This is a genomic window from Devosia sp. T2-14 (assembly GCF_055397495.1).
The window spans coordinates 2,789,314-2,812,136 of record NZ_AP027921.1 but is presented as its reverse complement, the minus strand read 5'-3'; the positions used below and the strand labels follow the sequence as shown (position 1 = coordinate 2,812,136).

General features: G+C 61.9%; 20 protein-coding genes and 1 tRNA gene. 6 read left to right on the top strand and 15 right to left on the bottom strand.

All coding sequences use genetic code 11. The annotated features are described in order from the left end of the window. Positions 1-149: 149 nt before the first annotated feature. The 4 genes from ACZ5WT_RS13665 to ACZ5WT_RS13650 all read left to right on the top strand — a co-directional run bounded on the left by ACZ5WT_RS13665 (position 150) and on the right by ACZ5WT_RS13650 (position 4,712). Entirely contained in the window at positions 150-701 is a 552-nt protein-coding gene (locus ACZ5WT_RS13665; protein WP_464284337.1) for a polysaccharide biosynthesis/export family protein, read from the top strand. Between the two features lie 5 nt (positions 702-706). Further along, the gene (locus ACZ5WT_RS13660) at positions 707-1,834 is read left to right on the top strand and encodes a glycosyltransferase (protein WP_464284336.1); all 1,128 of its coding nucleotides are present in this window, start codon (positions 707-709) and stop codon (positions 1,832-1,834) included. Positions 1,835-2,031: 197 nt separating this feature from the next. Continuing rightward, entirely contained in the window at positions 2,032-3,429 is a 1,398-nt protein-coding gene (locus ACZ5WT_RS13655) for an undecaprenyl-phosphate glucose phosphotransferase (RefSeq protein ID WP_464284335.1), read from the top strand. Next, a complete protein-coding gene (locus ACZ5WT_RS13650; protein ID WP_464284334.1) occupies positions 3,426-4,712 on the top strand; it encodes an O-antigen ligase family protein in 1,287 nt (428 codons plus the stop codon). The genes ACZ5WT_RS13655 and ACZ5WT_RS13650 overlap by 4 nt, the downstream gene beginning before the upstream one ends. Positions 4,713-4,719: 7 nt before the next feature. On the opposite strand, the gene ACZ5WT_RS13645 is transcribed toward ACZ5WT_RS13650, so the two are convergent. Further along, the gene (locus ACZ5WT_RS13645; protein ID WP_464284333.1) at positions 4,720-5,691 is read right to left on the bottom strand and encodes a phosphotransferase enzyme family protein; all 972 of its coding nucleotides are present in this window, start codon (positions 5,689-5,691) and stop codon (positions 4,720-4,722) included. A 63-nt stretch (positions 5,692-5,754) separates the two neighbouring features. After that, positions 5,755-5,831, bottom strand: a tRNA-Pro gene (locus tag ACZ5WT_RS13640). A 214-nt stretch (positions 5,832-6,045) separates the two neighbouring features. On the opposite strand from ACZ5WT_RS13640, the gene hdhA reads away from it, so the two are divergent. Both hdhA and ACZ5WT_RS13630 read left to right on the top strand, forming a co-directional pair. Then, entirely contained in the window at positions 6,046-6,813 is a 768-nt protein-coding gene (gene hdhA, locus ACZ5WT_RS13635) for a 7-alpha-hydroxysteroid dehydrogenase (protein ID WP_464284332.1), read from the top strand. A gap of 300 nt (positions 6,814-7,113) precedes the next feature. Beyond that, positions 7,114-7,743 (top strand): transglutaminase-like cysteine peptidase, encoded by a 630-nt coding sequence (locus ACZ5WT_RS13630; RefSeq protein ID WP_464284331.1) that lies wholly within the window; start codon positions 7,114-7,116, stop codon positions 7,741-7,743. Here the strand turns inward: ACZ5WT_RS13630 and ACZ5WT_RS13625 are convergent, their stop codons facing one another. The 13 genes from ACZ5WT_RS13625 to ACZ5WT_RS13565 all read right to left on the bottom strand — a co-directional run bounded on the left by ACZ5WT_RS13625 (position 7,744) and on the right by ACZ5WT_RS13565 (position 22,818). Continuing rightward, positions 7,744-8,355, bottom strand: a complete 612-nt coding sequence (locus ACZ5WT_RS13625) for a ribbon-helix-helix domain-containing protein (protein WP_464284330.1) — start codon at positions 8,353-8,355, stop codon at positions 7,744-7,746. Further along, positions 8,345-9,673 carry an HlyD family type I secretion periplasmic adaptor subunit gene (locus ACZ5WT_RS13620; protein ID WP_464284329.1) on the bottom strand — a complete coding sequence of 443 codons (1,329 nt, stop codon included), beginning with the start codon at positions 9,671-9,673 and terminating at the stop codon, positions 8,345-8,347. The genes ACZ5WT_RS13625 and ACZ5WT_RS13620 overlap by 11 nt, the downstream gene beginning before the upstream one ends. Then, positions 9,670-11,820, bottom strand: coding sequence for a type I secretion system permease/ATPase (locus ACZ5WT_RS13615; RefSeq protein WP_464284328.1), 2,151 nt, complete (start codon positions 11,818-11,820; stop codon positions 9,670-9,672). Before ACZ5WT_RS13615 ends, ACZ5WT_RS13620 begins: the two co-directional genes overlap by 4 nt. An 85-nt stretch (positions 11,821-11,905) precedes the next feature. Beyond that, positions 11,906-13,237: a TolC family protein gene (locus ACZ5WT_RS13610; RefSeq protein ID WP_464284327.1), complete on the bottom strand. Its 1,332-nt coding sequence runs from the start codon at positions 13,235-13,237 to the stop codon at positions 11,906-11,908. A gap of 84 nt (positions 13,238-13,321) precedes the next feature. Beyond that, a complete protein-coding gene (locus ACZ5WT_RS13605) occupies positions 13,322-13,681 on the bottom strand; it encodes a hypothetical protein (protein WP_464284326.1) in 360 nt (119 codons plus the stop codon). Positions 13,682-13,780: 99 nt separating this feature from the next. After that, positions 13,781-14,362 (bottom strand): hypothetical protein, encoded by a 582-nt coding sequence (locus ACZ5WT_RS13600; RefSeq protein WP_464284325.1) that lies wholly within the window; start codon positions 14,360-14,362, stop codon positions 13,781-13,783. Positions 14,363-14,472: 110 nt separating this feature from the next. Further along, positions 14,473-14,838: a monovalent cation/H(+) antiporter subunit G gene (mnhG, locus tag ACZ5WT_RS13595; protein ID WP_464284324.1), complete on the bottom strand. Its 366-nt coding sequence runs from the start codon at positions 14,836-14,838 to the stop codon at positions 14,473-14,475. Next, on the bottom strand, positions 14,835-15,116 hold the full coding sequence (locus tag ACZ5WT_RS13590) for a K+/H+ antiporter subunit F (protein WP_464284323.1): 282 nt from the start codon (positions 15,114-15,116) through the stop codon (positions 14,835-14,837). Before ACZ5WT_RS13590 ends, mnhG begins: the two co-directional genes overlap by 4 nt. Next, the gene (locus ACZ5WT_RS13585; protein WP_464284322.1) at positions 15,113-15,601 is read right to left on the bottom strand and encodes a Na+/H+ antiporter subunit E; all 489 of its coding nucleotides are present in this window, start codon (positions 15,599-15,601) and stop codon (positions 15,113-15,115) included. Before ACZ5WT_RS13585 ends, ACZ5WT_RS13590 begins: the two co-directional genes overlap by 4 nt. Continuing rightward, entirely contained in the window at positions 15,598-17,232 is a 1,635-nt protein-coding gene (locus ACZ5WT_RS13580; protein WP_464284321.1) for a monovalent cation/H+ antiporter subunit D, read from the bottom strand. Before ACZ5WT_RS13580 ends, ACZ5WT_RS13585 begins: the two co-directional genes overlap by 4 nt. Beyond that, on the bottom strand, positions 17,232-17,567 hold the full coding sequence (locus ACZ5WT_RS13575; RefSeq protein WP_464284320.1) for a Na+/H+ antiporter subunit C: 336 nt from the start codon (positions 17,565-17,567) through the stop codon (positions 17,232-17,234). The genes ACZ5WT_RS13580 and ACZ5WT_RS13575 overlap by 1 nt, the downstream gene beginning before the upstream one ends. Next, on the bottom strand, positions 17,567-20,512 hold the full coding sequence (locus ACZ5WT_RS13570) for a monovalent cation/H+ antiporter subunit A (protein ID WP_464284319.1): 2,946 nt from the start codon (positions 20,510-20,512) through the stop codon (positions 17,567-17,569). The genes ACZ5WT_RS13575 and ACZ5WT_RS13570 overlap by 1 nt, the downstream gene beginning before the upstream one ends. 242 nt (positions 20,513-20,754) lie before the next feature. Continuing rightward, entirely contained in the window at positions 20,755-22,818 is a 2,064-nt protein-coding gene (locus ACZ5WT_RS13565) for a CHASE2 domain-containing protein (protein WP_464284318.1), read from the bottom strand. Positions 22,819-22,823: the final 5 nt, after the last annotated feature.

Here is a 22,823-nt window from a genome sequence, read left to right as displayed (position 1 = left end):
TCCCATGCAACACGCAGCGATTTATGGCCGCGTCGTGGTAATCAATCCGTTAACCCACTTGCAACTCGCAAGATCACGCACCCCGAAGAAGCAATTTATTAACCATGCCCGCGCGAGATTGACGCGTGTTTTAAGTGCGCGGGATTCTCATGCGCTGGCTCTCTCTATTTATGATCGCGATGATGCTGCCGCTGGCCGGCTGCACCACTACGCGCCCCGCCACCTACGTTGTTGATACCAAAGGGCCTTATCAGCTCGATACTGGCGATACCGTGCGGGTGACGGTCTATGGCGAGGCCGACCTGAGCAACACCTACCGCATCGATGATGGCGGCGCGATTGCCTTCCCGCTGGTCGGGCCTGTTCAGGTTCGCGGCGTCACCACGAAGGTCGCCGCCAGCCGGCTCGCCGCCGCCCTCGCCAATGGCTACATGCGCAATCCTGATGTTGCCGTCGAAGTTGCTGAGTACCGTCCGTTCTTCATCCAGGGTGAAATCACCAATGCAGGCCAGTTCCAGTACGTCTACGGAATGACTGTTCGCGCTGCCGTCAGCACCTCGGGCGGCTTTACCGATACGGCAGACCGCGGCCGCGCACTGGTCTATCGCCGGCAGGGCAACGAGATGATCAAGTCCAACGTCGATCTCGATTTCCCGATCTATCCGGGCGATACCATCGTCATCCTCGAGCGCTGGTTCTAGTTGCGATGACCCAGAGGCTGCGCATCCTGCAGGTCATGCGGGCACCTGTCGGCGGTCTTTTTCGCCACGTCGCCGACCTGACGCGAGAACTGGCAGCCAAAGGACACGCTGTCGGCCTGGTGGTCGACAGTCTCGCGAATGACGCCCAGACCGAGGGCAAACTAACCGAACTGCAGCCTCACGCAGAACTGGGGATCCATCGCTTTGCGATGCCGCGTGTCCTAGGCTCGGGCGATCTCAGCACGCCGTTTGCCGTTCGGCGCCTCGCACGCTCTCTCAACATCGACATCCTGCACGGGCACGGCGCCAAGGGCGGCTTTTATGCCCGGCTTGCGCGCCTGGGCGGCGGCAAGGCCGTCGCCCTCTACACGCCGCATGGTGGGGTGCTGCACTTTTCGCAATCATCGACATCAGGCCGAGTCTTTCACAAGCTGGAAAGGGCCCTGATGTCCCAGACCGCGGCGCTCATCTTCGAGAGCGCTTACGCAAAGACAACATATTCCACGTTGATCGGTGCCCCTACCTGCCCCACCGAGATCATCCACAATGGCCTCGCCCCGGACGAATTCGTCCCGGTCACCCAGAATGCCGACGCCGCTGACTTTGTCTTCGTCGGCGAGTTGCGTGACCTCAAGGGCATCCACGTGCTGGCGGAGGCCTTAACCGGCCTGAAGCGCCCCGACGGCACGCCTGCCACCCTGGTCATGGCTGGCGACGGCCCTGCCCGCGACGAGCTGCAGACCCAGATCGCGACGCTCGGCCTTGGGGACCGCATTTCGCTGATCGGCGCTCAACCTGCGCGTCCCACCTTCGCTCGTGGCCGCATCGCCGTCGTGCCCTCGCTCGCCGAATCCCTGCCCTACGTCGTTCTCGAAGCTGCAGCCGCCCAGCTGCCAGTGATCTCGACGCGCGTGGGCGGTATTCCTGAAATATTCGGCCCGACCGCCGACAGCCTCGTGCCCGCCAACAATGCCGCGCAGCTTGCTGCTGCCATGCAGGCCGCACTCGATAGCCCCGCCGATGCCCATGCGGAAATGACGACGCGCCTGCGCCACATCGAGGAACGCTTTTCACTCGCCACCATGGCCGGCAGCATTGAGAATCTCTACTTCTCGACGATGGCTCGAGCTTAGCTGGGCAATTTCACCGAGTATAAACGCCTTGCCGCGACAATGGCGCGTCTAGTTTAGTCCGGTAGCATCCCATGTATAAAGTTGACCCCCAACAGGCCGTACGCGAGCACGTGTCTAAGCAAACAGCCGCAGGCGAGTCGGGGCGCCAACTCTCGGACGAGGCCGAGGCTATCATTCTGGCGCCCGTGGAGCGCAGCATGTCCGGTGCAGTCGTTGCCGGAGTAGCGCAGGCGGTAGAGGCCGTTCTGCTGGCCGTGCTGGGTTACGCCATCTACGAATACTACGTCGAACTGGGCCACCCCACCTTCTACATCCCGGTTATCCTTGCGGCGTGCCTGCTGGCCAACGTGCTGTTCAACGTAGCGCGCACCCATCGCATCGCCGCCTATCGCACGTCCTTCGGCCAGCTCGGCCGCGTGCTGGTCAGCTGGACGCTGGTGATGACAGTTGTCACCGTCGGCATCTTCTTCTTCAAGGCAGGCGATCTGTTCTCTCGCGTGTGGGTCGGCAGCTGGTATGTCGGTGGCGCGGTGTTGCTCGTTGCCTATCGTATGGCGCTCCGCGCCCTTGTACTGCGCTGGACCGAACAAGGCCGGCTGCGTCGCCGTACGGTGATCGTGGGTGGCGGCACGGATGCCGAAGACCTGATCGAACAGATCAAGGCCAGCGCCAGCAATGACATCATGCTGCTCGGCCTGTTCGATGATCGATTTGACGTCCGCTCCCCCGCAACGGTCGCCGACTATCCAAAGCTCGGCAAGGTTGCCGATCTCATCGAGTTTGCTCGCCGGACGCCTGTCGATCTCGTCATCGTTTCGATGCCGCTCTCGGCAGAGAAGCGCGTGCTGGATATGCTGACCCAGCTCTGGGTGCTCCCCGTCGACATCCGCCTGTCAGCGCACATGAGCAAGCTTAAGTTCACCAACAAGGCCTATTCCTACGTCGGCGATATCGCCGTGTTCGACATGGCCGACCGCCCGATCTCGGACTGGAACCTGGTGTTCAAGTGGCTGTTCGACAAGCTGGTGGCACTGACGGCTCTGATCCTGCTTTCGCCAGTCATGCTGGTTACGGCCATCGCGATTAAACTCGAAAGCAAGGGGCCGGTGTTCTTCACGCAGAACCGCCACGGCTTCAACAATGAGCTGATCAAGATCTACAAGTTCCGCTCGATGCGAACGGACATGCTGGATGCCTCTGCCGCCAAGCTCGTGACCAAGGGCGATCCGCGCGTCACCAAGGTCGGCAAGTTCATCCGCAAGACCTCGATCGACGAACTGCCGCAGCTGCTCAACGTCCTCAAGGGCGAGCTGTCGATCGTTGGCCCGCGCCCCCATGCGCTGCAGGCCAAGGCTGACAACCAGCTCTATTACGATGCAGTCGAGGGCTATTTCGCGCGTCACCGCGTGAAGCCCGGCATGACCGGCTGGGCTCAGATCAACGGCTGGCGCGGGGAAACGGACACGATCGACAAGATCATGCAGCGCGTCAATCACGACCTCTACTACATCGAGCACTGGTCGATCCTGTTCGACCTCTACATCGTGGCAATGACCCCGGTATCGCTCGTTTCCAAGAACGAGAATGCCTATTGAGCACCACCGGCGCGATTGATGACCGAGGCACTGCCGGCGACGCCCGGCAGTTCGCGCTCGCCTTCATTCGCTCGCGGGCCAACCGGCTCCTCGACGTCATGGTCGGGTTCTGGGTTTTTACCGGCGGGATCGTCCTGGTGGAGCCCTCCCCTTATGAACTGAGCTTCCTGCTCGTGCTGCCGCTGGCCTTCATCGCCGGCATGGGGCTCTATCGCTCTACTTTTGGGTTGCTGCTGATCATGATCGGCTTCACCCCTTTCGCGCTCATTGCCTGCTTTCAAGTTCGCTACAATGACCTGTCCGACGCGCTGATCTTCTCGATTGTTACCATCTTCCTGATGTTCACGGCCTATTTCGCGGCCAACTACGTCGCCGAAGACACTGACCGGCGGATGCGCATCATCATGAAGGCCTTTACGGCAGCAGCAGTGATGTGCGCTCTGCTGGGCACGCTGGGCTATCTCGGCCTCATCCCGGGCGCCGAACTTTTCACTCGCTACGGCCGCGCGAAGGCCACCTTCAACGACCCCAACGTCTACGGCCCGTTCCTCGTATTGCCGGCGATGTTTGCTTTGCAGCGCGTGCTGCTCGGAACTCGGCGCACCGCTATCATCGCCGGCATCATCTACATGATCCTGTTCATCGGCGTTTTCGTCAGCTTCTCGCGCGCCGCCTGGGGGAACTTTGCCGCCTCCTCCGCCGTCGTGCTTGGGCTCTGCTTCCTGCTCGAGGCCACGGCACGCGACAAAGTGCGGATGATGATCATGTCCCTGGTCGGCCTGGGCATGCTGATCGTTGCTTTGGGGGGCCTGCTGAGCATCCCTCAGGTTTCAGAATTGTTTGCCCAGCGAGCAGCAGGCCAAAGCTACGACTCCGGCGAAACCGGCCGCTTCGGTCGCCAAGGCTACGCGTTTGAAATGGCCATCGCAAATCCGCTGGGCATTGGCCCTGGCGAATTTCCGCACCTGCGCATCGTGGAACTGCCGCATAATGTCTATGTCACAGTGCTGCACTACTACGGCTGGGGCGGTGGCTTCTTCTACTATCTGCTGGTCATCCTGACGCTTTGGCGCGGGATATCCGCCCTCACCCGCCCATCCCCATACCGGCTGGTGATGATCCCGCTGGTCGCCACATTCGCCTTGCTGGTCGCCGAGTCGGCGATCATCGATAGCGATCACTGGCGCCACTACTATCTCGTGGCGGGACTGATCTGGGGCATTTCAACGGCCATTCGCAACGATCCGCGTTCGACCGCCTCGCGAGACCAGATGCTGATCTAGCTTTCAGTTATGGCCAGATAGGCCCACGCAGATAGCGCTCGGCAAGGGCGGCCGTGCCCTGGGCGAATCCGGGCATATGCTCCTGCGCCAGCCCTGTCTCGGAGTGCGAGCCGATCCAGGCCAAAAGAGCCATGCGGCGCAGCATCACCATGGAATCGATGGCTGCGATATCCGCATCCGCCAGAGACCGCACGCTTTGGTACCCATTGATCCAGGCCGCCTTCAGTACGGGAATGGACGCGTTTGTTTCATGAAATGAGATGGCGGCCGCGAAGTCATAGGCGAACCAGCAGAAGCCGCTATCGTCGAAATCGATCAGCGTCACCGCCGCGCCATCCACCAGCAGGTTGCCGAGCCGCATATCGGCATGAATCAGGCCATAGCGATCGGCATCGGTGCCGTAGGCATCAAGGCGCGCCCAGAGTTCTCGGACGAGCCTGTCCAGCACTTCCCGAACAGATGAATCGACGCCCGGCGCCACACGCCAGTCTCCCCACAGCCCGTCCTCGTCAAGGATGCTCGCGGCCTGCCACACTTGGCGCTCGAACCCCAACGGGCGCTGCCAGGCGACTGCATGATCGTGCATGGTGGCGGCATAAACGCCCAGCGTCTCAAACAGCCCCTCCAAGTCCTCGTCGGGCTGAGGCTCCCTGCCCTCGACGAAGTGAAACAGCACCGCCAGCCGATCGCCATCAATGGTAGAAAAATGCTGCAGCAAGGCGCCGTCACGTCCCGGCACCGGCTCGGCGATGGCCAGAGCCGTATCGCGCCGCAGCGCAGCCAGCCATGCCAATTCGCTCTCGATGGAGGGACGCGATTGATAGCCCGGGCGGTGCACGCGGAGCGTGTAACGGCCGTTAACAAGCGTATCGATGAGAAAGGTGTGGTTTTCGGAATAATTGATCAGCCGGACCGTAGCCCCTGCCGTCTCACTCCAGCGCTCCAGCGCAGGCTCAACTTCTCGCGTCGTCAAAACCATTGACTACGTCTCCAGTTCACGCCGCAACGCTCATGGCGTTCCAGTCATTGACAGGTGAGAAGATGGTCGGAGCGGCCGGATTTGAACCGACGACCCTTTGTCCCCCAGACAAATGCGCTACCAGGCTGCGCTACGCCCCGACTGCGCGGAGACATACGGAACCGGGCGTTTTGAGGCAAGCCCTAAAAGCGATCAGATTGGAACAAAACAATAATACCCCGTGGAAAAGCACGTGGCCGGGGACAGGATCGTCGGCATCGGTCGGCGGATCACGTCACTGTGTCGCCGCGATCGGAGGTCATGGGTCATAGCTGCCGCCACAATCGAGGCCGCCTGCAGCAGAGGTCTAATCAGATGTACGATCAGAATGCATTCAGACTCGACGATCAGGTTGCTGTCGTCACCGGTGCCGGGGCGGGTATTGGGCGAGCCATCGCCGAAACCTTCGCCGCAGCCGGAGCATCCGTCATGGTCAGCGACCGGGATGCCGCAGGATGTGATGCCGTCGCCAAAGCGATCATCGAGCGCGGCGGCTCAGCCGCAGCCATGGCCTGCGACGTCACAGTTGAGAGCGACCTGATTGCCTTGGTCGAGCAGGTGACTAAGCAATTTGGCAAGCTGACCATCCTCGTCAGCAATGCGGGCGGAGGCGGTCCCAAGCCGTTCGACATGCCTATGGAGGATTTCCGCCGCGCCTTCGAACTGAACGTGTTTTCGTTCTTCCGGCTGGCCCAGCTGTCGGCACCCGCCATGGAGAAGGCCGGGGGCGGATCTATTCTGGCCATTACCTCGATGGCCGCTGAGAACAAGAACAAGCGCATGGCGTCCTATGGCTCGTCCAAGGCGGCGGCCAGCCATCTGGTTCGCAATATCGCCTTCGATCTCGGCCCCAAGAACATCCGCGTCAACGGTGTCGCCCCGGGCGCGACGCGCACTGATGCTCTGCAGTCGGTCCTGACCGACGAGATCGCGCGCCGGATGCTGGCGCATACCCCGATCCACCGGCTTGGTGAGCCGCAGGACATGGCCAACGCGGCCCTGTTCTTGTGCTCGCCAGCGGCAAGCTGGATTAGCGGCCAGATTCTCACCGTGTCCGGCGGCGGCGTGCAAGAACTCGACTGAGCATCTGCATCCGGCCGCCCCGATAGTTACAATTTTACGGATAATCTTTCACCAGAACAAACCAAGTAAATTTGGCAAAGATCAACACGGCAGTGAGAAACTCTGCTCCATAACCGGGGCAGAACAATGTCAAAGCGCCACACCTCTGTATATCGATCGACACTTATTGCAGCACTCGCCGCACTCACATCTATCGCATCGACAGGAACATCTGGCGCAATCGACAATCCTACAGCAACGCGCTCGGCCATTTCGGAGCGCAACGCAAGTATTGAATACAATATCCCCAAGCCTGCTTCGTTGGGCGTCTTTCAATCTGTAGCGATCTCGGCGGCAAAGCTACCGGCAGCAAGCAAGTGGCAGAACGCCACCCGCAAGGATTATCGTGCTTTCTTCACCAGCGACTGCAAGAGCGCCGGCCTCAGCCAGTGCGACACAGCCTTCGCCCGCAAGGCACAGGCAACGCTACGCAATGCGACTGGTCTGACGGGCCTCGCCATGCTGCGCGCCGTGAACCGCGGAATCAATGCTGCCCTGCCCTACCAGTCAGACGAAGAAACCTGGAACCAGGCCGACCGCTGGGTGACCATGTCCGAGCTCTCGGCCAAGGGCGTTGGCGACTGCGAAGACTACGCGATCGCCAAATACTGGCTCCTGCGCACAATGGGCTTTCCAGCCGAGAACCTGCAGGTCGTCGTCCTGGCCGATACGCGCCGCCAGGCGTTCCATGCGGTCCTCGTCGCCCATCACAATGGTGGCGCCTATGTGCTGGACAACCTCTCGAACATCCTGCGCGCCGATACCAGCATCCGCAACTACATGCCCATCATGTCCTTCGCCGATGGCAGGAGCTACATCCACGGCTTCACGACCCCGACCAACAGCGTCGCGGTCAATCTAAGCACCGTGGCTCCCGGTGAAGGGTTCTGATCAGGGAAGAATGAATCCGACCAACACGTTGGCGGGTGCGGGCGGCGGAATCACGATCCGCGCATGAGTGCGCCGCTCATGGCTGTCGACCCGAATGGACATGGCGCATTCCATCGCCCCCCCTGATTGGATCTCAGCAAACAGCTGCTCGATTGGGCGATCCAGCGTCAGTTGCGCGCCCTCCGGAGACGGAGCTCGCGCCACGATAGTCCTGACGACCGTCCTCAAATAGCGCACGAACTCCTCGTTGACCCGAACCAGACGCTTCTGCCTGTCGAGTGCGAAGGAGGGCGTGGGCGCCATTTGCATCAGCTGGACAACAGCAAGCGGCTCAGCAAGTGGAGCCATCCGACGCTGCTCGTCTAGCAATTGCTTCGCCACGGCGCTGCGCACTGCCCGAGACACGTTGATATTTTCGGGCAGCGAAACGTCGATGATCTCACGCACCAGGTCGTTAGTCCGCCGACCAGACCGTTGCGCCATTACCTGCAGGGCATCCCAAAAGGCTGCTTCAAGTCGCAAGGCGTGGCGGCCAGTGGCTGTCGTCACGGTCCGGAAGATCGGCGTGGCCCATTCCATCGCCCCGCCGGCGCCATCGAGACTATCGTTCAATGAGCGCCTCCTGCCTCACCTTGTTGATCGGCTTGAGCAGGTAATTGAGAATTGAGTGGCGTCCCGTGAGAATATCGACCGTGGTCACCATGCCCGGCAACACAGCCAGCTCCCGTCCGCGATAGGTTAGCGCCGTGTGGTCGGAGCGGATGGTGACCAGATAGTAGGTTTCACGCGTATTCTGGTCCACGATACTATCGGCGGACACGTTCTCGACGATCCCTTGCAGGCCGCCATAGACCGAGAAGTCGTAGGCAGTAAACGCGATGCGAGCGGCCTGCCCTGGAATGACAAAGGCCACGTCGGCTGGGCGCAACTTGGCCTCGACAAGCAGGAAATCCGACTTCGGCACGATGTCGAGCAACCGGCCACCCGCCGTCACGACAGCGCCGATCGTGGTGACATCAATGCTGTTGACGATGCCATCGACCGGAGAACGGACGTCAGTGCGCGCCACGCGATCCGCCGCGCCGCGCAGCTGCTGCTGGGCAGAGGCCAGTTCAGCGCTCCGCAGCGTCAGGTCGGACAGCGCCTCCTGCCTGAACTGCAAGTCGGCCTGCTCCATCTGCAGCCGCGCCTCCTTGAGGGCGGAGTCAAGACGTGCCTTGCCCTCGTCCGCGGCCTCGATCTGGCCTTCCAGGTCTCCCACTTCGGCCTGCAGGGCTAGCAAGTCAGTCCGGGCGGCAAGACCGCGCTCAGCCATGGGCTGGATCAGCGCAAGCCGTTCCTTAGTAATGTTCAGATTGCCCTGGATGCGGGTCTTGTTGACCGTAATCTCGTTGAGCTCGCGCTGCCGCTGCTCTACGCGCTGCGCCAGCACCAGCGTGCTGCTGGAGAGGCCGGCGAGGCGCGACTTGAGAAGGTCCGTCTCCGCCGCGCAGACCGCAGGCGCCTCGGCCAGAACGTTGGCCGGACAAACATAATCCGCCACCGTTCCGGCAATGCTCTCGACCCGGAGCCGCTCGACCTGGCTCAGCAGCGCCAGCACGCGTGCCTCAACCTCGCCCGCGGTCGATGCCGTCGTGGTGTCATCAAGGCGAATGAGCAGTTGGCCGGCGGACACTTGTTCGCCCGAACGCACCAGAATTTCACTGACCACGCCTTGTTCAGAGCTCTGGATGATCTGCGTCTTGCCCGAGGGGATCACGCGGCCTTCTGCACGGCTGACTTCATCCACCTCGGCCCAGCTGGCCCACAGCAGGAAGGCAATCATCGTCGCGCTGACGATAGCGATCACATAGGCCCAGGCACGAGGTGGACGGTCGGGCTCCAGCTGATAGGTTGGCAAATTCTGGCGCGGGGGGCGGAAGAAGTTCATCCGCCCTCTCCCCGCGCGCGCAGTTGCGCCAGCACGACGTCCTTGGGGCCATCGGCCACGAGACGCCCGTTGTCGATCACCATCAGCCGGGTGACCAGCGAAAGCAGGCTGTAGCGATGGGTCGCGATCAGCACCGTCTGGTCAGGCGTCAAACTGGCTTCAAGGTGCCGGATGAGCTGTCGCTCCGTGGCCAGATCCATGGAGCTCGATGGCTCGTCAAGGAACAGCACCTTGGGCTCCACCAGCATAGCCCTTGCCAGAGCCAATGCCTGGCGCTGGCCGCCGGAAAGCAGGGCGCCGCGCTCGCCGACAGGCATGTCATAGCCCAGCGGATGGCGGGCGACGAACTCTTCCACGCCGGCTTTCCGCGCCGCGTTCAGCAGACGGTCCTCGCTGGCCGTTGGGTCGCTCATCAGAATGTTGTCGCGAATGGTCCCGTTGAAAATCTCCGGGTCCTGCACCACAAGCCCGACGGAGCGCCGCAGGTCATCCGGATGGTATTGGGCGATATCGATGCCATCGATCAGGATTTCGCCTTCGCTGGCATTGTGAAAATTCACCAACAGCCGGCCGATCGTGGTCTTGCCCGATCCGATACGCCCGATGATCCCGACCTTTTCACCGGCCTGGATATTGAACGAAACTCCGTCAAGCACGGCGACCTTGGTGCCGGGATAATTAAAGCGCACCTTCTCGAATGACAGCCGCCCGGTCCGCACCACGCGTTGCACTGGGCTCTGCTGGCTGGGCCGTTCGTCGGGCAGTTTCATGATGACGTCGATAGTCTTGTAAGCCTCGACGGCTGTGCGGGCGCGCATGAGCGTGGAGGCGATCATGCCGATCGGGGCGATGAGCCGGTTGGACAGCATCATTGCGGCGATGATCGCGCCGGTGGTCACCTCGCCCGACGAGAAGAGATACGATCCGCCTACGATGATCCCCACCAGAGACAGTTGGGAAAGCGCGGCTGTCGTGTTGCTCGCGACAGCCTGCAGCTTGCGGATGCGATCCTGTGTGCGAGACGAAGCGAGCACGGCAGCGTCCCAGCGGCGCAGAAACTGCCCCTCGGCGCGGGACGCCTTCACCGACTGAACCGATGTAAGTGCCTCCACCAGGACGGAGTTGCGCGCGGACGACTCGCTGAGGGCGGCCTTGACCGCGTCGCCAGACAGGCCACCCACCACCAAGGTCACGACAATGGCGATCACACCGGCCATGAGGGGAAACAGCACCAGCCAGCCGATCAGCAAGGCGATGATGTAGGCGAACACCCCGAGGAACAGCACGTCGACAAACATGACCAAGGTGTTGGCCGCGACGAATTCCCGCAATACCTCGTATTGGCCAATGCGGCTCACGAATGCGCCCGTAGATTCCGGACGTGTCGCCATCGGCGTATTCAGCACGCGATCGAATAATGCCGACGACAGGCGAAAATCGATGCTGCGCCCCACATGTTCGATCACCGCAGCGCGGGCCAGCTTCAGCAGCGTGTCAAAAATCACGACCGCAGTAACACCGACCGCCAGCACCCAAAGGGTGGTTTGAGCGGCATTGGGCAGCACCCGGTCGTAGACGTTCATCGTGAACAGCGGGAAGGCCAGCGCAAAGAGGTTGATGAACGCGGCCGAAAGCAGCACGTACCAAATGCTCTGGCTATGCCCCCGGACAGCGGACCAGAACCAATGTGTGCGGCGTGACAGTCGATTGCCCGACGCCTCGTTGACGCCTTCATAGTTAGGCGAAACCATAAGCAGAGGCTGAGGATGCTTGGCGTCTATTTCGCGCCCATCGAGGACGATCTCGACATGGAGCACCGGGTCATAGGCCCGAAATGCGCGTCGCCCGGCCCGTCCCAGTAGAACAAGGGGTGGACGGGCTTTGGGGAAGATCAGGACCGGAAAATCGAACTCGCGAAGTCGGTTCAGGGCGACAGTGGAGCGCCGAACGGTAACGCCGATTCTCTCGAAAGCGGCATCAATCTGTTCGGGAGCGAGCTGGCCGTCCTTGAGAGGCAATCCAGCAGTCAGCAGGGCTGGAGAGTCGGACTTCCGCCAGGCTCGCGCCAGAAACCGCACACACTCCAGCAGAATATCTGCGGGTCGTTCAGACTGCGAGATGATATCGGGCGTGACGGCCGCGTCCATCTACCACTCGGACCTTTCCCGTGAAAATTGGCAATGCCCCCACCTGCCAGCTACTGCAACATTGGCGGACAAACGCCTCTTCCGGTCAATTCCCGTAGGTAGGAATGGTTAGCGGCTGACGTTTGCGTGGCTGTGCATTTTCCCAAGATGGCGTGTTGGTAGCCGCGCGCGTTCCCGCCTTCGCGGTCGGATGGGGCGACACCCCGATGAACGACAGCAGGTCTCCGCTCACCGCCAGGACGCGATATTCAGCGAACATGACGCTGTACTGCGCGGTCTTCTGCAACACCTGCACGTTGAAGCGGGTGTTCTGGGCATCGAGAACGTCCAGCAAGGAGCGATCACCGATGTTGAACTGCTCGCGATAGGACGAGATCAACTCGGACGACGAGTTCAGCTGCTGTTGGTAGACGCTTGCCAGTTCGGCCTGGCTCTTCAGCCGAAGCCAGGATTCGCGCACAGCCTGCTCAATTTCTCGGGCCGTCTGGTCGAAAACCAGCTTGGTTTCGCTTTCGCGGCGGATTTCTTCCTGGACCTGGGCTTCCTTGATGCCGCCGTCGTAGATGTTCCAGCGCAGGGACAGCCGCATGCTGGCATCGTTCGTGGCGCCGTTCGCGCCGCTGATGTCATACCCCGTGGCCACCCTGCCCTCGAGGGACAGTTTTGGCCCGAAAGCGGATTCAGCCTGATCGACCAGCGCGGAGGCCGCATCGATATCGGCACCGGCGGTCAGCATGCGCGGATTGTTGATGATTGCCTTGGCAATCACGACCTCAAGCGAATTCCCGATTGCCCCGTTGGCCCGTGGCGGCGAGTTCACCGCACCCGGCATCATGCCGACCAGCGTCTTGAATTCGATCTGTGCCGCAGCGAGTTCCACACCCGCTTCCGTGAGGCGAGCCCGCGCCGCTGCTACGCGCTCGATGGACTGGAAACGGTCCGCTTCCGTCAACTGGCCACTGCTGATGGCCGTCGCCACATCGCTGGCCATGGCTTCATGGAAAGACGCGTTCTCGCGGGCGAGATTGACGATCTGCTGCTGCAGGATGACCTGATAGTAAACGCGGACGATCTGGAGCGCGATGTACTCGCTCCGCTCAAGGACGCGATAGGAAGCACTGTCAACGCGCGCAGATTGCCGTGCAACCTCGGCGTCGCGGAAGCCGCTATCAAACAGATCGAAAGTCGCGACAAGGCCGACCTGGGCCGGATAGAGCGTATCACCGGCAATGCCGAGCGAGCGCCGCGAAGGGTTATCCAGGCGCTGGATGCCGGCGGATGCCTCAAGGTCGACGCGGGGCGCATAAAGCCCAAGCGCCTGCCGAAGCTCGAAACCGGTCGCATCGTGGTTCTGGATGGCCTGCCCAATCTCGGGATTGGATTCCATGGCGATCTGCACCGCCTCGCGTAGCGGCATGGCAGATGCGCTCTGCGCGAGAAGGAAGAGAGCAACACCGGAAAGAAGTACGTGCCGAACGCGCGCTATCGTCATGTTGCTACACTACCTGAAGGATAGGTGACGCTGGTAAAAGCAGTCACATTCTTGGATCGACTCGGTATCGAAGTGCCCAGTGGCCAGATAGCCGGCCGCTGCCTCGCAAGCCCAGCGCGCTTCCATTGCCCAAGTGTAGGCGGGGCGGGTGGAAGCCAGAACAGCCGGCTCGTTCATGGCAGCTTTGGCGTTATCCAGGTTGGACCACACCGTCTGGCGGATGACATCAGAGCTTTGATTGATGAGATTCGATTGGGCAGCCGAGACACAGGACCCGCCATAGGTGCCTGCCAGATCGGCAGCGAAGGTAGCTGCACCGGAGCACAGAAACACAACCGCAGTCACGCCACGTACAAAACAAGCCCGCATGAGCCCCTCCGAGAGGCTACAGTATTACTGTATCCGGGAGGTTCTTACAAGCTTCAACTTGGAAACGTGCTGTTTGGCCGTATTGGTATCTATAACTACTTACGCAGCCATAGACATGAGAATGCCTACGCCGTTCATACTCTTGAGCTTCTTCAGATTCGCGCCAGCAATGATCTGGCCATCCTCATCGCTACCGGAGAACGAGGTCACGCCGCCCACACCAACATTGATCGCTTTAATTGCGCCGGAATCGTCGAATACAATTAGATCCTTCAATTGATCGCAAATGCGCTGACCAATTTTCTCCGCCATGTCAGGTGTGACATCCCGCAGCACGACTGAATACAGACCAGAACTTGGACTCGTCACGCGATCGCCCCCGCGAATGCACTGCATGATGGCGCCCCGGAACAATTGCCATTCGCGCTCGTCAAACGGACGGCCAAGTGGCGCGGTGACCGACACCATCAGAACCGCGGACAACGGCGCTGTCCGGTTTGGAGACTTGCCAGGCGCCACAACGGCGACGGCGGGCTCGCTGCGATAGTAGCGCAATGCTGCGTAGAGAGCGATTGCCACGATGGCGGCCCAGCGGACAAGGTCCAGCATCGCGACCGGCACCAGGGCCAGCCCAACCAACGCCACTCCGATTGCTACTGCCTGCATCACTTTGTTGTTCAAGGCTCGCCCCCAGCTCCGCATCAGGATGCGCGGCAGCGGTGCATTTTGCACTCTTGAGTCGTCAAAAATTAGTTTCAAATTGCATCAATGTTCGGCGCCGGTCGACGCCCCTACTCCGCCGGGTCCGCCGCGACGCCCTCGCCCATCGTCATCGGCACGTTGCCGTTCTTCTCCGCGCGATCGCGATAGAGGGCAGCGCGCGCCAGCAGCATCAGCGTCACCGGCGTGGTCAGTGACACGAAGACCAGGATCAGCACTTCATGTACAGCCGGGCGTCCGCCCGAGACCGAGAAATAGATGATCGAGGCGAGCAAGGCGCAGATCGTGCCGAAGCTGGTGCCTAGCGTCGGCGCGTGGACGCGCTCGTAAAAGCTCTGGAACCGCGCAAGTCCGATGCAGCCCATCAGCGTCAGCAGGCTGCCGACGATGGCAAGGAGGCCCACGATGATGGCAACCCACAGGGGAGGCTCGCTCATTCGATCACCTCGCCGCGCATGAGGAACTTGGCCAGCGCTACCGTGCTGACAAAACCGAGGATGGCGATAATGAGCGCCACTTCGAAATAAACGCTGGTGCCATAGCGGACGCCGAACAGGATCAGCATCAGCATGGCGGCCACATAAAGCGCGTCGAGGGCCAGGATACGATCCTGCGCCCGGGGACCCTTGATGATGCGGTAGGTAGCCGCCCCCATGGCCAGCGCCAGCAGCACCTGGGAGAGCAGCAGTGACCAGTACAGAATGTCAGCGCTCATTGGAAAATCTCCAGCAGCAACCGCTCGTAGCGGTTCTTGATGGTTTCGATCCACCCATCTTCGTCCACCAGGTCGAGAACGTGGATCAGCACCTTGCTCCGCGCCACGTCATATTCGAGCCAGGCAGAGCCCGGCGTTGCCGTGATGATGCAGGACAGGATGGTGAGCCCCAGCCGGTCGCGCAGCTCCAGCGGCACCACGATGAAACCGGAGGTCTGCTTGTGGTGCCGGCCTTGCAGGACAATCTGGGTAACGGCGATGTTCGAGCGGATGATGTCGATGGTGACCACGACAAACAGCTCGATGATCTTGTCGATCCGCCGGATTTTTGGTCGCTCGGGCTGCAGGGCGGCCATTGCCAACCCTGCGATCAGCGCGACGGCGCTACCAAGCAGGATTTGCCCCAGGCTCATGGATTGCTGCAGCAGAAGCCACATGCCGAGCAGACCCAGCGACAGCAGCGGGAATGGCAGGACGCGCCTCATGACGTGGCTCCTCCCAATCCATCAACCAACGGCGTTGCCAGCACCGCATTGATGCCTGCAGCCGGGTTGTGCAGTGCCGACGCCATGGCCTGCATATAGTCCATCGCCGGACCTGCCATGATGGTCATGGTCACGGCCAGCCCGAGCAGCAGCAGAACAGGAGCCATTTCGACCACGCGTACGGGGGCCGGCGTGTCGGACATGGTGGCCCAGAACGTGTTGATGCCGGTTCGGGTCAGTGCGACGAGCGCGGCAAAGCCCGAGAACACCATCAAGCCCGACAGCCACCACGCCGATGCACTGATCGGCGCGTCGGCGGCGAGGCCTTCCGTATTGAACATGGCGGAGATCATCGAGAACTTCGCAACAAACCCGGCCAGCGGCGGAAAACCGGCGAGCAACAGCACGCAGAAGACAAAGCTGATGCCTAGGATTGCGAAGGCGCTCGGAATGGAGAGGCCTACTTCGTCGTCTTCGGTCTCTTCCTCGTCGTCGCCATAGGCCTCCAGCGTCACGGCCAGAATGTTGGCGCCTTCCACCCGCACCCGCTCCAGCAGCTCGACGAGCATGTAGAAGGCGCTGATGGCGAGCGTCGATACGACCAGATAGTAGAGCGCGCCGCTGGTGACACCGGCATTGCCCATGCCCACGGCGCCAAGCAGCGTGCCCGAGGACACCAAGACGCTGTAGCCCGCCAGTCGCCCGGTGGTTTGCGATGCCAGCACGCCGATGGCGCCAAAGGCGATGGTGGCGATGCCGCCAATCAGCAGCACATTCTGGCCAAATCCAGCCGATGCACCGGCCTCGATGCCAAAAGCCAGGGTCGAGACGCGCAGCACGGCATAGACGCCGACCTTGGTCATGATGGCGAACACCGCCGCAACCGGCGCGCTGGCCGCGGCGTAGGTGGTCGGCAGCCAGAAGCCGAGCGGCCACATGCCCGCCTTGAGCAGGAACGCGACGCCCAGAATGCCGGCGCCCGCTTCCAGCAGGCCACGATCGGCCTCTGGGATGAGCGCAACCTTGGCCGCCAGGTCGGCCATGTTGAGCGTACCGGTGGTGCCGTAGATCAGCGCTGCGCCAATCAGGAACAGGAACGATGCGCCCAGGTTCACCGCTATATAGTGCAGCCCCGCCTTGACGCGCGCCACGCCAACCCCGTGCAGCGCCAGCCCGTAGGACGCGGCCAGCATCACCTCGAAGAACACGAAGAGGTTGAACAGGTCACCCGTGAGGAATGCGCCGTTCAGGCCCATCATCAGGAACTGCAGCAGGCTGTGGAAGCTCGGCCCCGCGCTGTGCCAGCGGGCCAGCGAGTAGATCAGGGCCGACAGGCCAAGGATCGACGTCAGCAGAACCATCATCGCGGAGAGGCGGTCGGCGACGAGCACGATTCCAAATGGCACGGGCCAGTTCCCCACCGGGTAGCTGGCGATCACGTTGCCGCCCGCCCCCTGACCCGATGCATCAACCACCAGCGCGACGCTGATGAGCACCAACACGAGCATGGAGAGCACGTTGATGAATGCCTTGCCTGCGCGCTGACGATCATCGAACAGCAGCAGCAAAGCGCCGGTCAGCATGGGCAGCAGGATCGGCAGAACGATCATGTGGTCACGCAGGATGTCCATCAGCGGTGCTCCCTGCCGTCGACATGGTCAGTGCCGGTCAGGCCGCGGGCAGCCAGCAGCACGACAAGCAGCAGAGCCGTCATGGCAAAACCGATGACGATGGCAGTCAGCACCAGCGCCTGCGGCACCGGATCGGCAAACTGGCTGATATCGGCGCCACTCTTGGCGATGGGCGCGCCATCAATGGTTACTCGCCCCATCGCGAAGATGAAGAGATTGACCGCGTAGGAGAGCAGCGACAACCCAATGATGACCTGGAAGGTACGCGGGCGCAGCATCAGATAGACGCCGCAACCGGTCAGCAGGCCGATGCCGATAGCAAGAACGAGTTCCATCAGCTGGCCTCCAGGTTAGACTTGGCAGGCGCATCGGGGTCCCGGATGGGTGGCGCGGGTTGCCGCGCGGCCTTGGGAGAGCGCACCGATTGGTGGGCCAGAGCGATAAGGATCAGGACGGTTGCCCCAACCACGAGGACGAACACCCCGAGGTCGAACAGCAGTGCGGTCGCCATGGGAACGCGGCCAATATAGGGGATGTCGGCATACTGGAATGCCGTCGTCATGAACGGATAGTCCAGCAGCAGCGAGCCAGAGCCCACGGCCAGTGCCAGCAGCAGGCCGGCAGCGATCCACTTCACGGGTAGGATACGCAGACGCTCCTCAACCCAGCGCGTGCCGCCCGCCATGTACTGCAGGATAAAGCCGATCGACATCACGATGCCGGCCGCAAAACCGCCGCCCGGCTGATCGTGGCCGCGCAGGAACACATGCGCCGCCAGCACGATGATCACGGGGAACATCCACTGCATGATGACGGATGGGATCAGCAGGTACTCATTCACGGTATCGCCTGGCTGACGCTCGGGGGCGTCGCGGTCGAACTCGTTCTGAATCCGCTGCTGCTCGGGTTTGGCGATAGAGTCGGCGGCCGGACGGAAACGGCGCAGCACGGCATAGACGGTCAGCGCCACGATACCGAGCACGGTGATTTCGCCGAGCGTGTCAAATGCGCGGAAATCGACCAGCATCACGTTGACGACGTTGGTACCGCCACCCAGTGAATAGGCGTTCTCAAGGAAGAAGGTCGAGATGCTCTGCGGCATCTGCCGCGTCATCACCGCGTAGGAAATCACTGCGAGGCCAATGCCGGCAGCGGTTGCCAGTGCGACGTCGCGATAGCGGCGGATGCGTGAACGATAGACCTGCTCCTCGTCGGCAATGCCCTCGTCGCGCCGCGGCAGCCAGCGCAGGCCGAGCAGGATCAGCACCGTGGTGACGATTTCAACCAGCAACTGGGTAATGGCGAGGTCCGGCGCGGAGAGCCAGACGAAGGTAATGCACGTGACGATTCCCGTGCCGCTCATCAGCACCAGTGCCACCAGCCGGTGGAACTTGGCCTGATAGGTTGCGGTGACCGCGCAGGCGATACCCACCGCCCACATCAGGGCAAAGGCGGGGTCGAAACCTTGCAGCGACAGCTCAAATTGGCCCAGCCGGCCGAACAGCGTCACTGCCCCCGCCCCAACTGCCAGGGTGAACATCAAGAAAATCTGCGGCTGCAGGCGACGCGTTCCGAACAGCGTCTCAAGCCGGCGAGCCCACCGCGAGGTGATGGTCAGCATGATGCGTTCGAAAATACGCTGGCCCTTGAGCTTGCGAATGATCGGCGGGCCGTCCTCGCCCTTGGCGAGATAGCCGTAAAGCGCCCAGTAGAGCAGCACGCCCCCCACCAGCGCCACGGCGCTCATGGCGATGGCAAGGTTGAAACCGTGCCACACCGAAAGGCTGTAGTAAGGCGTGTCGGGGCCCGTGACCGAAACCACCGCCGCCGCAAGGAACGGGCCGATGGTCAGGCCGGGAATGATGCCGACGATCAGGCACAACAGCACCAGGATTTCGATCGGGCGGCGCATCAGATAGGGCGGCTCGTGCGGAACCTTGCTCAGCCCTTCGGGCGGCGGTCCGAAGAACACGCCGTGCACGAAGCGCAGCGAATAGACCACCGCGAACATGCTGGCCAACGTCGCGCCGACTGGAAGGGCAATGTTCACGAACGGGTTCGCATCGCGCAGCGCCGTTTCGGCGAAGAACATTTCCTTGGAGAGGAAGCCGTTCAGCAGCGGCACGCCGGCCATCGCCGCGCTCGCCACCATGGCCAGCGTCGCGGTGAACGGCATGAAGCGGAATAACCCGCTTAGTTTTCGAATATCACGCGTGCCTGTTTCGTGGTCGATGATACCGGCCGCCATGAACAGCGAGGCCTTGAACGTGGCGTGGTTGGCGATGTGGAAGATCGCCGCCACTGCTGCCAGCGGGCTCGACATACCCAGCAGCGTGGTGATCAGGCCGAGGTGGCTGATGGTCGAATAGGCCAGCAGACCCTTCAGATCAGTCTGGAAGATTGCGGCATAGGCGCCGAAGATCAGCGTGGCGAGGCCAGCGAAGGTCACGATCCAGAACCAGGCATCCGTGCCGGCCATGACGGGCCAGAAGCGCACCAGCAGGAACACACCCGCCTTCACCATCGTCGCCGAATGCAGATAGGCCGAAACCGGGGTCGGCGCCGCCATGGCGTGGGGCAGCCAGAAATGGAACGGGAACTGGGCGCTCTTGGTCAGCGCGCCGAGCAGCAGCATCAGCAGCGCCGGCAGGTACAGTTCGTGATTGCGGATCATGTCGCCCGAAGACAGGACGACGTCGAGGTCATAGCTGCCAACGATATGGCCGATGATCAGCATGCCCACGAGCAGGCCAAGCCCGCCCAGCCCGGTGACGGTCAGCGCCATGCGTGCACCGTCGCGGGCGGTTTGCAGGTGGAACCAGTAACCGATCAGCAGGAAAGAGGTGATCGAGGTCAGTTCCCAGAAGACCACAAGCTGAATGATGTTGCCGGACATGACGACGCCCAGCATCGACCCCATGAAGGCCAGGAAGAAGGCCATGAAACGGGGAACGGGGTCTTTGGGCGACATGTAGTAACGCGCATAGAGCACCACGAGGAACCCGACGCCGGTCACCAGCACGCCAAAGAGCCAGGAGAACCCATCAAGCCGCAGGATCAGGTTGAGCCCGAGCGAGGGGATCCACTCGATGTCCTGCCGGACGATTCCGCCGTTGGCGACATGGGGGAAGAGCCAGGCCATGGCTCCAAAACCGAAGACCGCTACTATACCCGCCAGCCAAGTCTCGATGTTGCGCGCGTTCGAGGGAAGAACCGCAGCCGCTAGGCTGGCTGCGAAGGGCAATACAAGAACCAGGATGAGTAAGGCGGATGGCGTCATTGTCTCGGTTTGGGCCTCTCTATGCCAATTTCGGTGAAAGCCCTCTGAAATGGGCCGACTTTTGCCTTTTCAACTGAGCAAAGATTTTGCGCAACCCCGAATTTCGTCGGGGGTGGGGATGAAAACTCCGCGACGAATTCCTATTGGGCATCAACACGCTTTGGAGAATCCAGCATCGCCGGAAAATCGCTTCCACGCGAGCTAAAAACCGCTAAATCCGGGCCTCCGCTGACCCATTTTCGTTACGCAGGATCCTTCACCGACGCCAGCGGGTGAAAATCGGCCTGCCGACTGACAATTGCGTCATAAAAGCCCACAAGCCCCGGATTTACCTTCATGGCCGTCATCCGGCACCGTTCGAGAGAATCGGTTCCCCCCTGCCCGGCCGCCAACTGGGTTAGCAAATCGTTGTGCAGCGACGCCAGCGTAAGGAAGACCTGCGATTGCGCCACCGCCTCCCGCCCGACCAGCAGATGAACCGCTCCGGGTTGGCTGATCCCCTTGAGCGCCAACGCCCCTGCCGCGAGGAAGGCCAGTTCGGGCGCTGCGTCGCGCGTCTCGGTGGTTACCAGAATGTCGTAGCCAACCTGCTTGCAAGCCCCCTCAAGGCGGCTGGCACGATTAACAGTTTCCCCGATGCAGGAATAATCGAACCGCGTCTCGAACCCCATATTGCCCACCAGCGCCGGGCCGGTCGCCAGCCCTATCCCGATGACGATCGGCGCATTCCCTGGGTTCTCAGCATTGAGCCGTCGCAGTGCCTCCCGCATGTCGAGCGCCGCAAGGCATGCGTGGTGAGCGTGGCGCGGCACATCTACCGGCGCATTCCAGAATGCCATCACGGCATCGCCCATGAATTTGTCGATCGTGCCGTGCTGGCCGACAATCGCCGCCCCCAGGACCGCGAACAGGCGATTGAGCATGGCCACCAGCTCGGTGGGTTGGCTCCGTTCGCTGATGGCCGTGAAGCTACGGACATCCGAGAACATCACGGTCAGCTCCCGCACATCACCGCCGAGCTTCAGTTTGTCGGCATTGGCCTCGATCTGGGTCAGCAGCGCCGGCTCCACATAATGCGCGAAAGCCCGCCGGATGCGCCGCTTATCGGCGTCGGTTACTGCGAACTGGAAAAATGCCATGGCGGCATAGGTCACCAGAGTGCCGAACAAGGTGTAACTCGGGTCGAGCAGCACGCCATAATGCGCGAAGGCGAACCAGCTCACCGCGGTCGCCATCGCCGCAATCATGATTGAGAAGATCAGCCCCACCAGCGGCCCGGTCAGCAGGAGCACCAGAACCACCGCCATCCCGCTCGCCGTCATTGCCAGCAGTTCCAGCCCGCCAACCCAGTCGGCGCGGTGCAAAAAGCTGCCCGTCAACATCTGCTCGATGGCCTGCAGGTGGATCGAAACGCCAGGGACAGCGTCGCCGAGGGCACTCGCCCGCATATCCAGCAGTCCTGCCGCTGACGTTCCCACCAATACGATATGCCCGGACAGCAACGGCGCGAGGTCACTGTAGCCATCGCCCAACAACTGGCCGGCCGATACCGAACTCTCCGGTCCCAACGGACGGTAATAGAGCCACATATCGCCGCTCGGTCCGGTGGGAATCTCGAAGGCCCCGACGCGAACGCCTTGCACCGTGCTCGCCTCGTCACCGAGCACCACAACCGTGGAGATTGCTTGCGCGACGCGGATCGCCTCTAGCGAAAGCGCTGGCATGGGCGTTCCGTCACTCTCCCACAGCAAGGGCAGTCGGCGCGCCACCCCTGCCCCAGAGCGGTCAAGGCTCGCAACCCCAAGTCCGGCGGCCGCCTCGCCCAACACCGGCAAAGGAGCAGCGACCCCGCCCAAGGGTGGCAACTCTCCCAACGGATCGCTTCCGACAACCGCAAATCCGGTCTTTGCCGGGGGTGCTGTGCTCCCCGCCCCATTTCGGCTCATCGCCAGGATGCTGGGCCCACGCTTCAGTGCCGCTGCAAACGTCGCGTCGGCATCGCTGTCCAGCCGATCGGGCTCGACAAATAGCAGGTCGAACACCACCGCCGCGGCCCCCAGCTCGGTCAGCCGGTCAGCGACCTCCGCCATGGTGCGCCGCGACCACGGCCACTGCCCCACCTCCGCCAGCGACACCTCATCGATATCGAGGATCCGCACTGGAATGTCCGGCGGCGCTTCGCGCGGCTTGATCTGCTGATAGATGTCAAAGGTGGTTTCGCGTGCCACCTGAACCGCATAGGGGTCGGCGGCGCGCAACAGCACCAATCCAGCGACAACCGCGGCTCCGACGATCAGGGCCGCCAATCGTC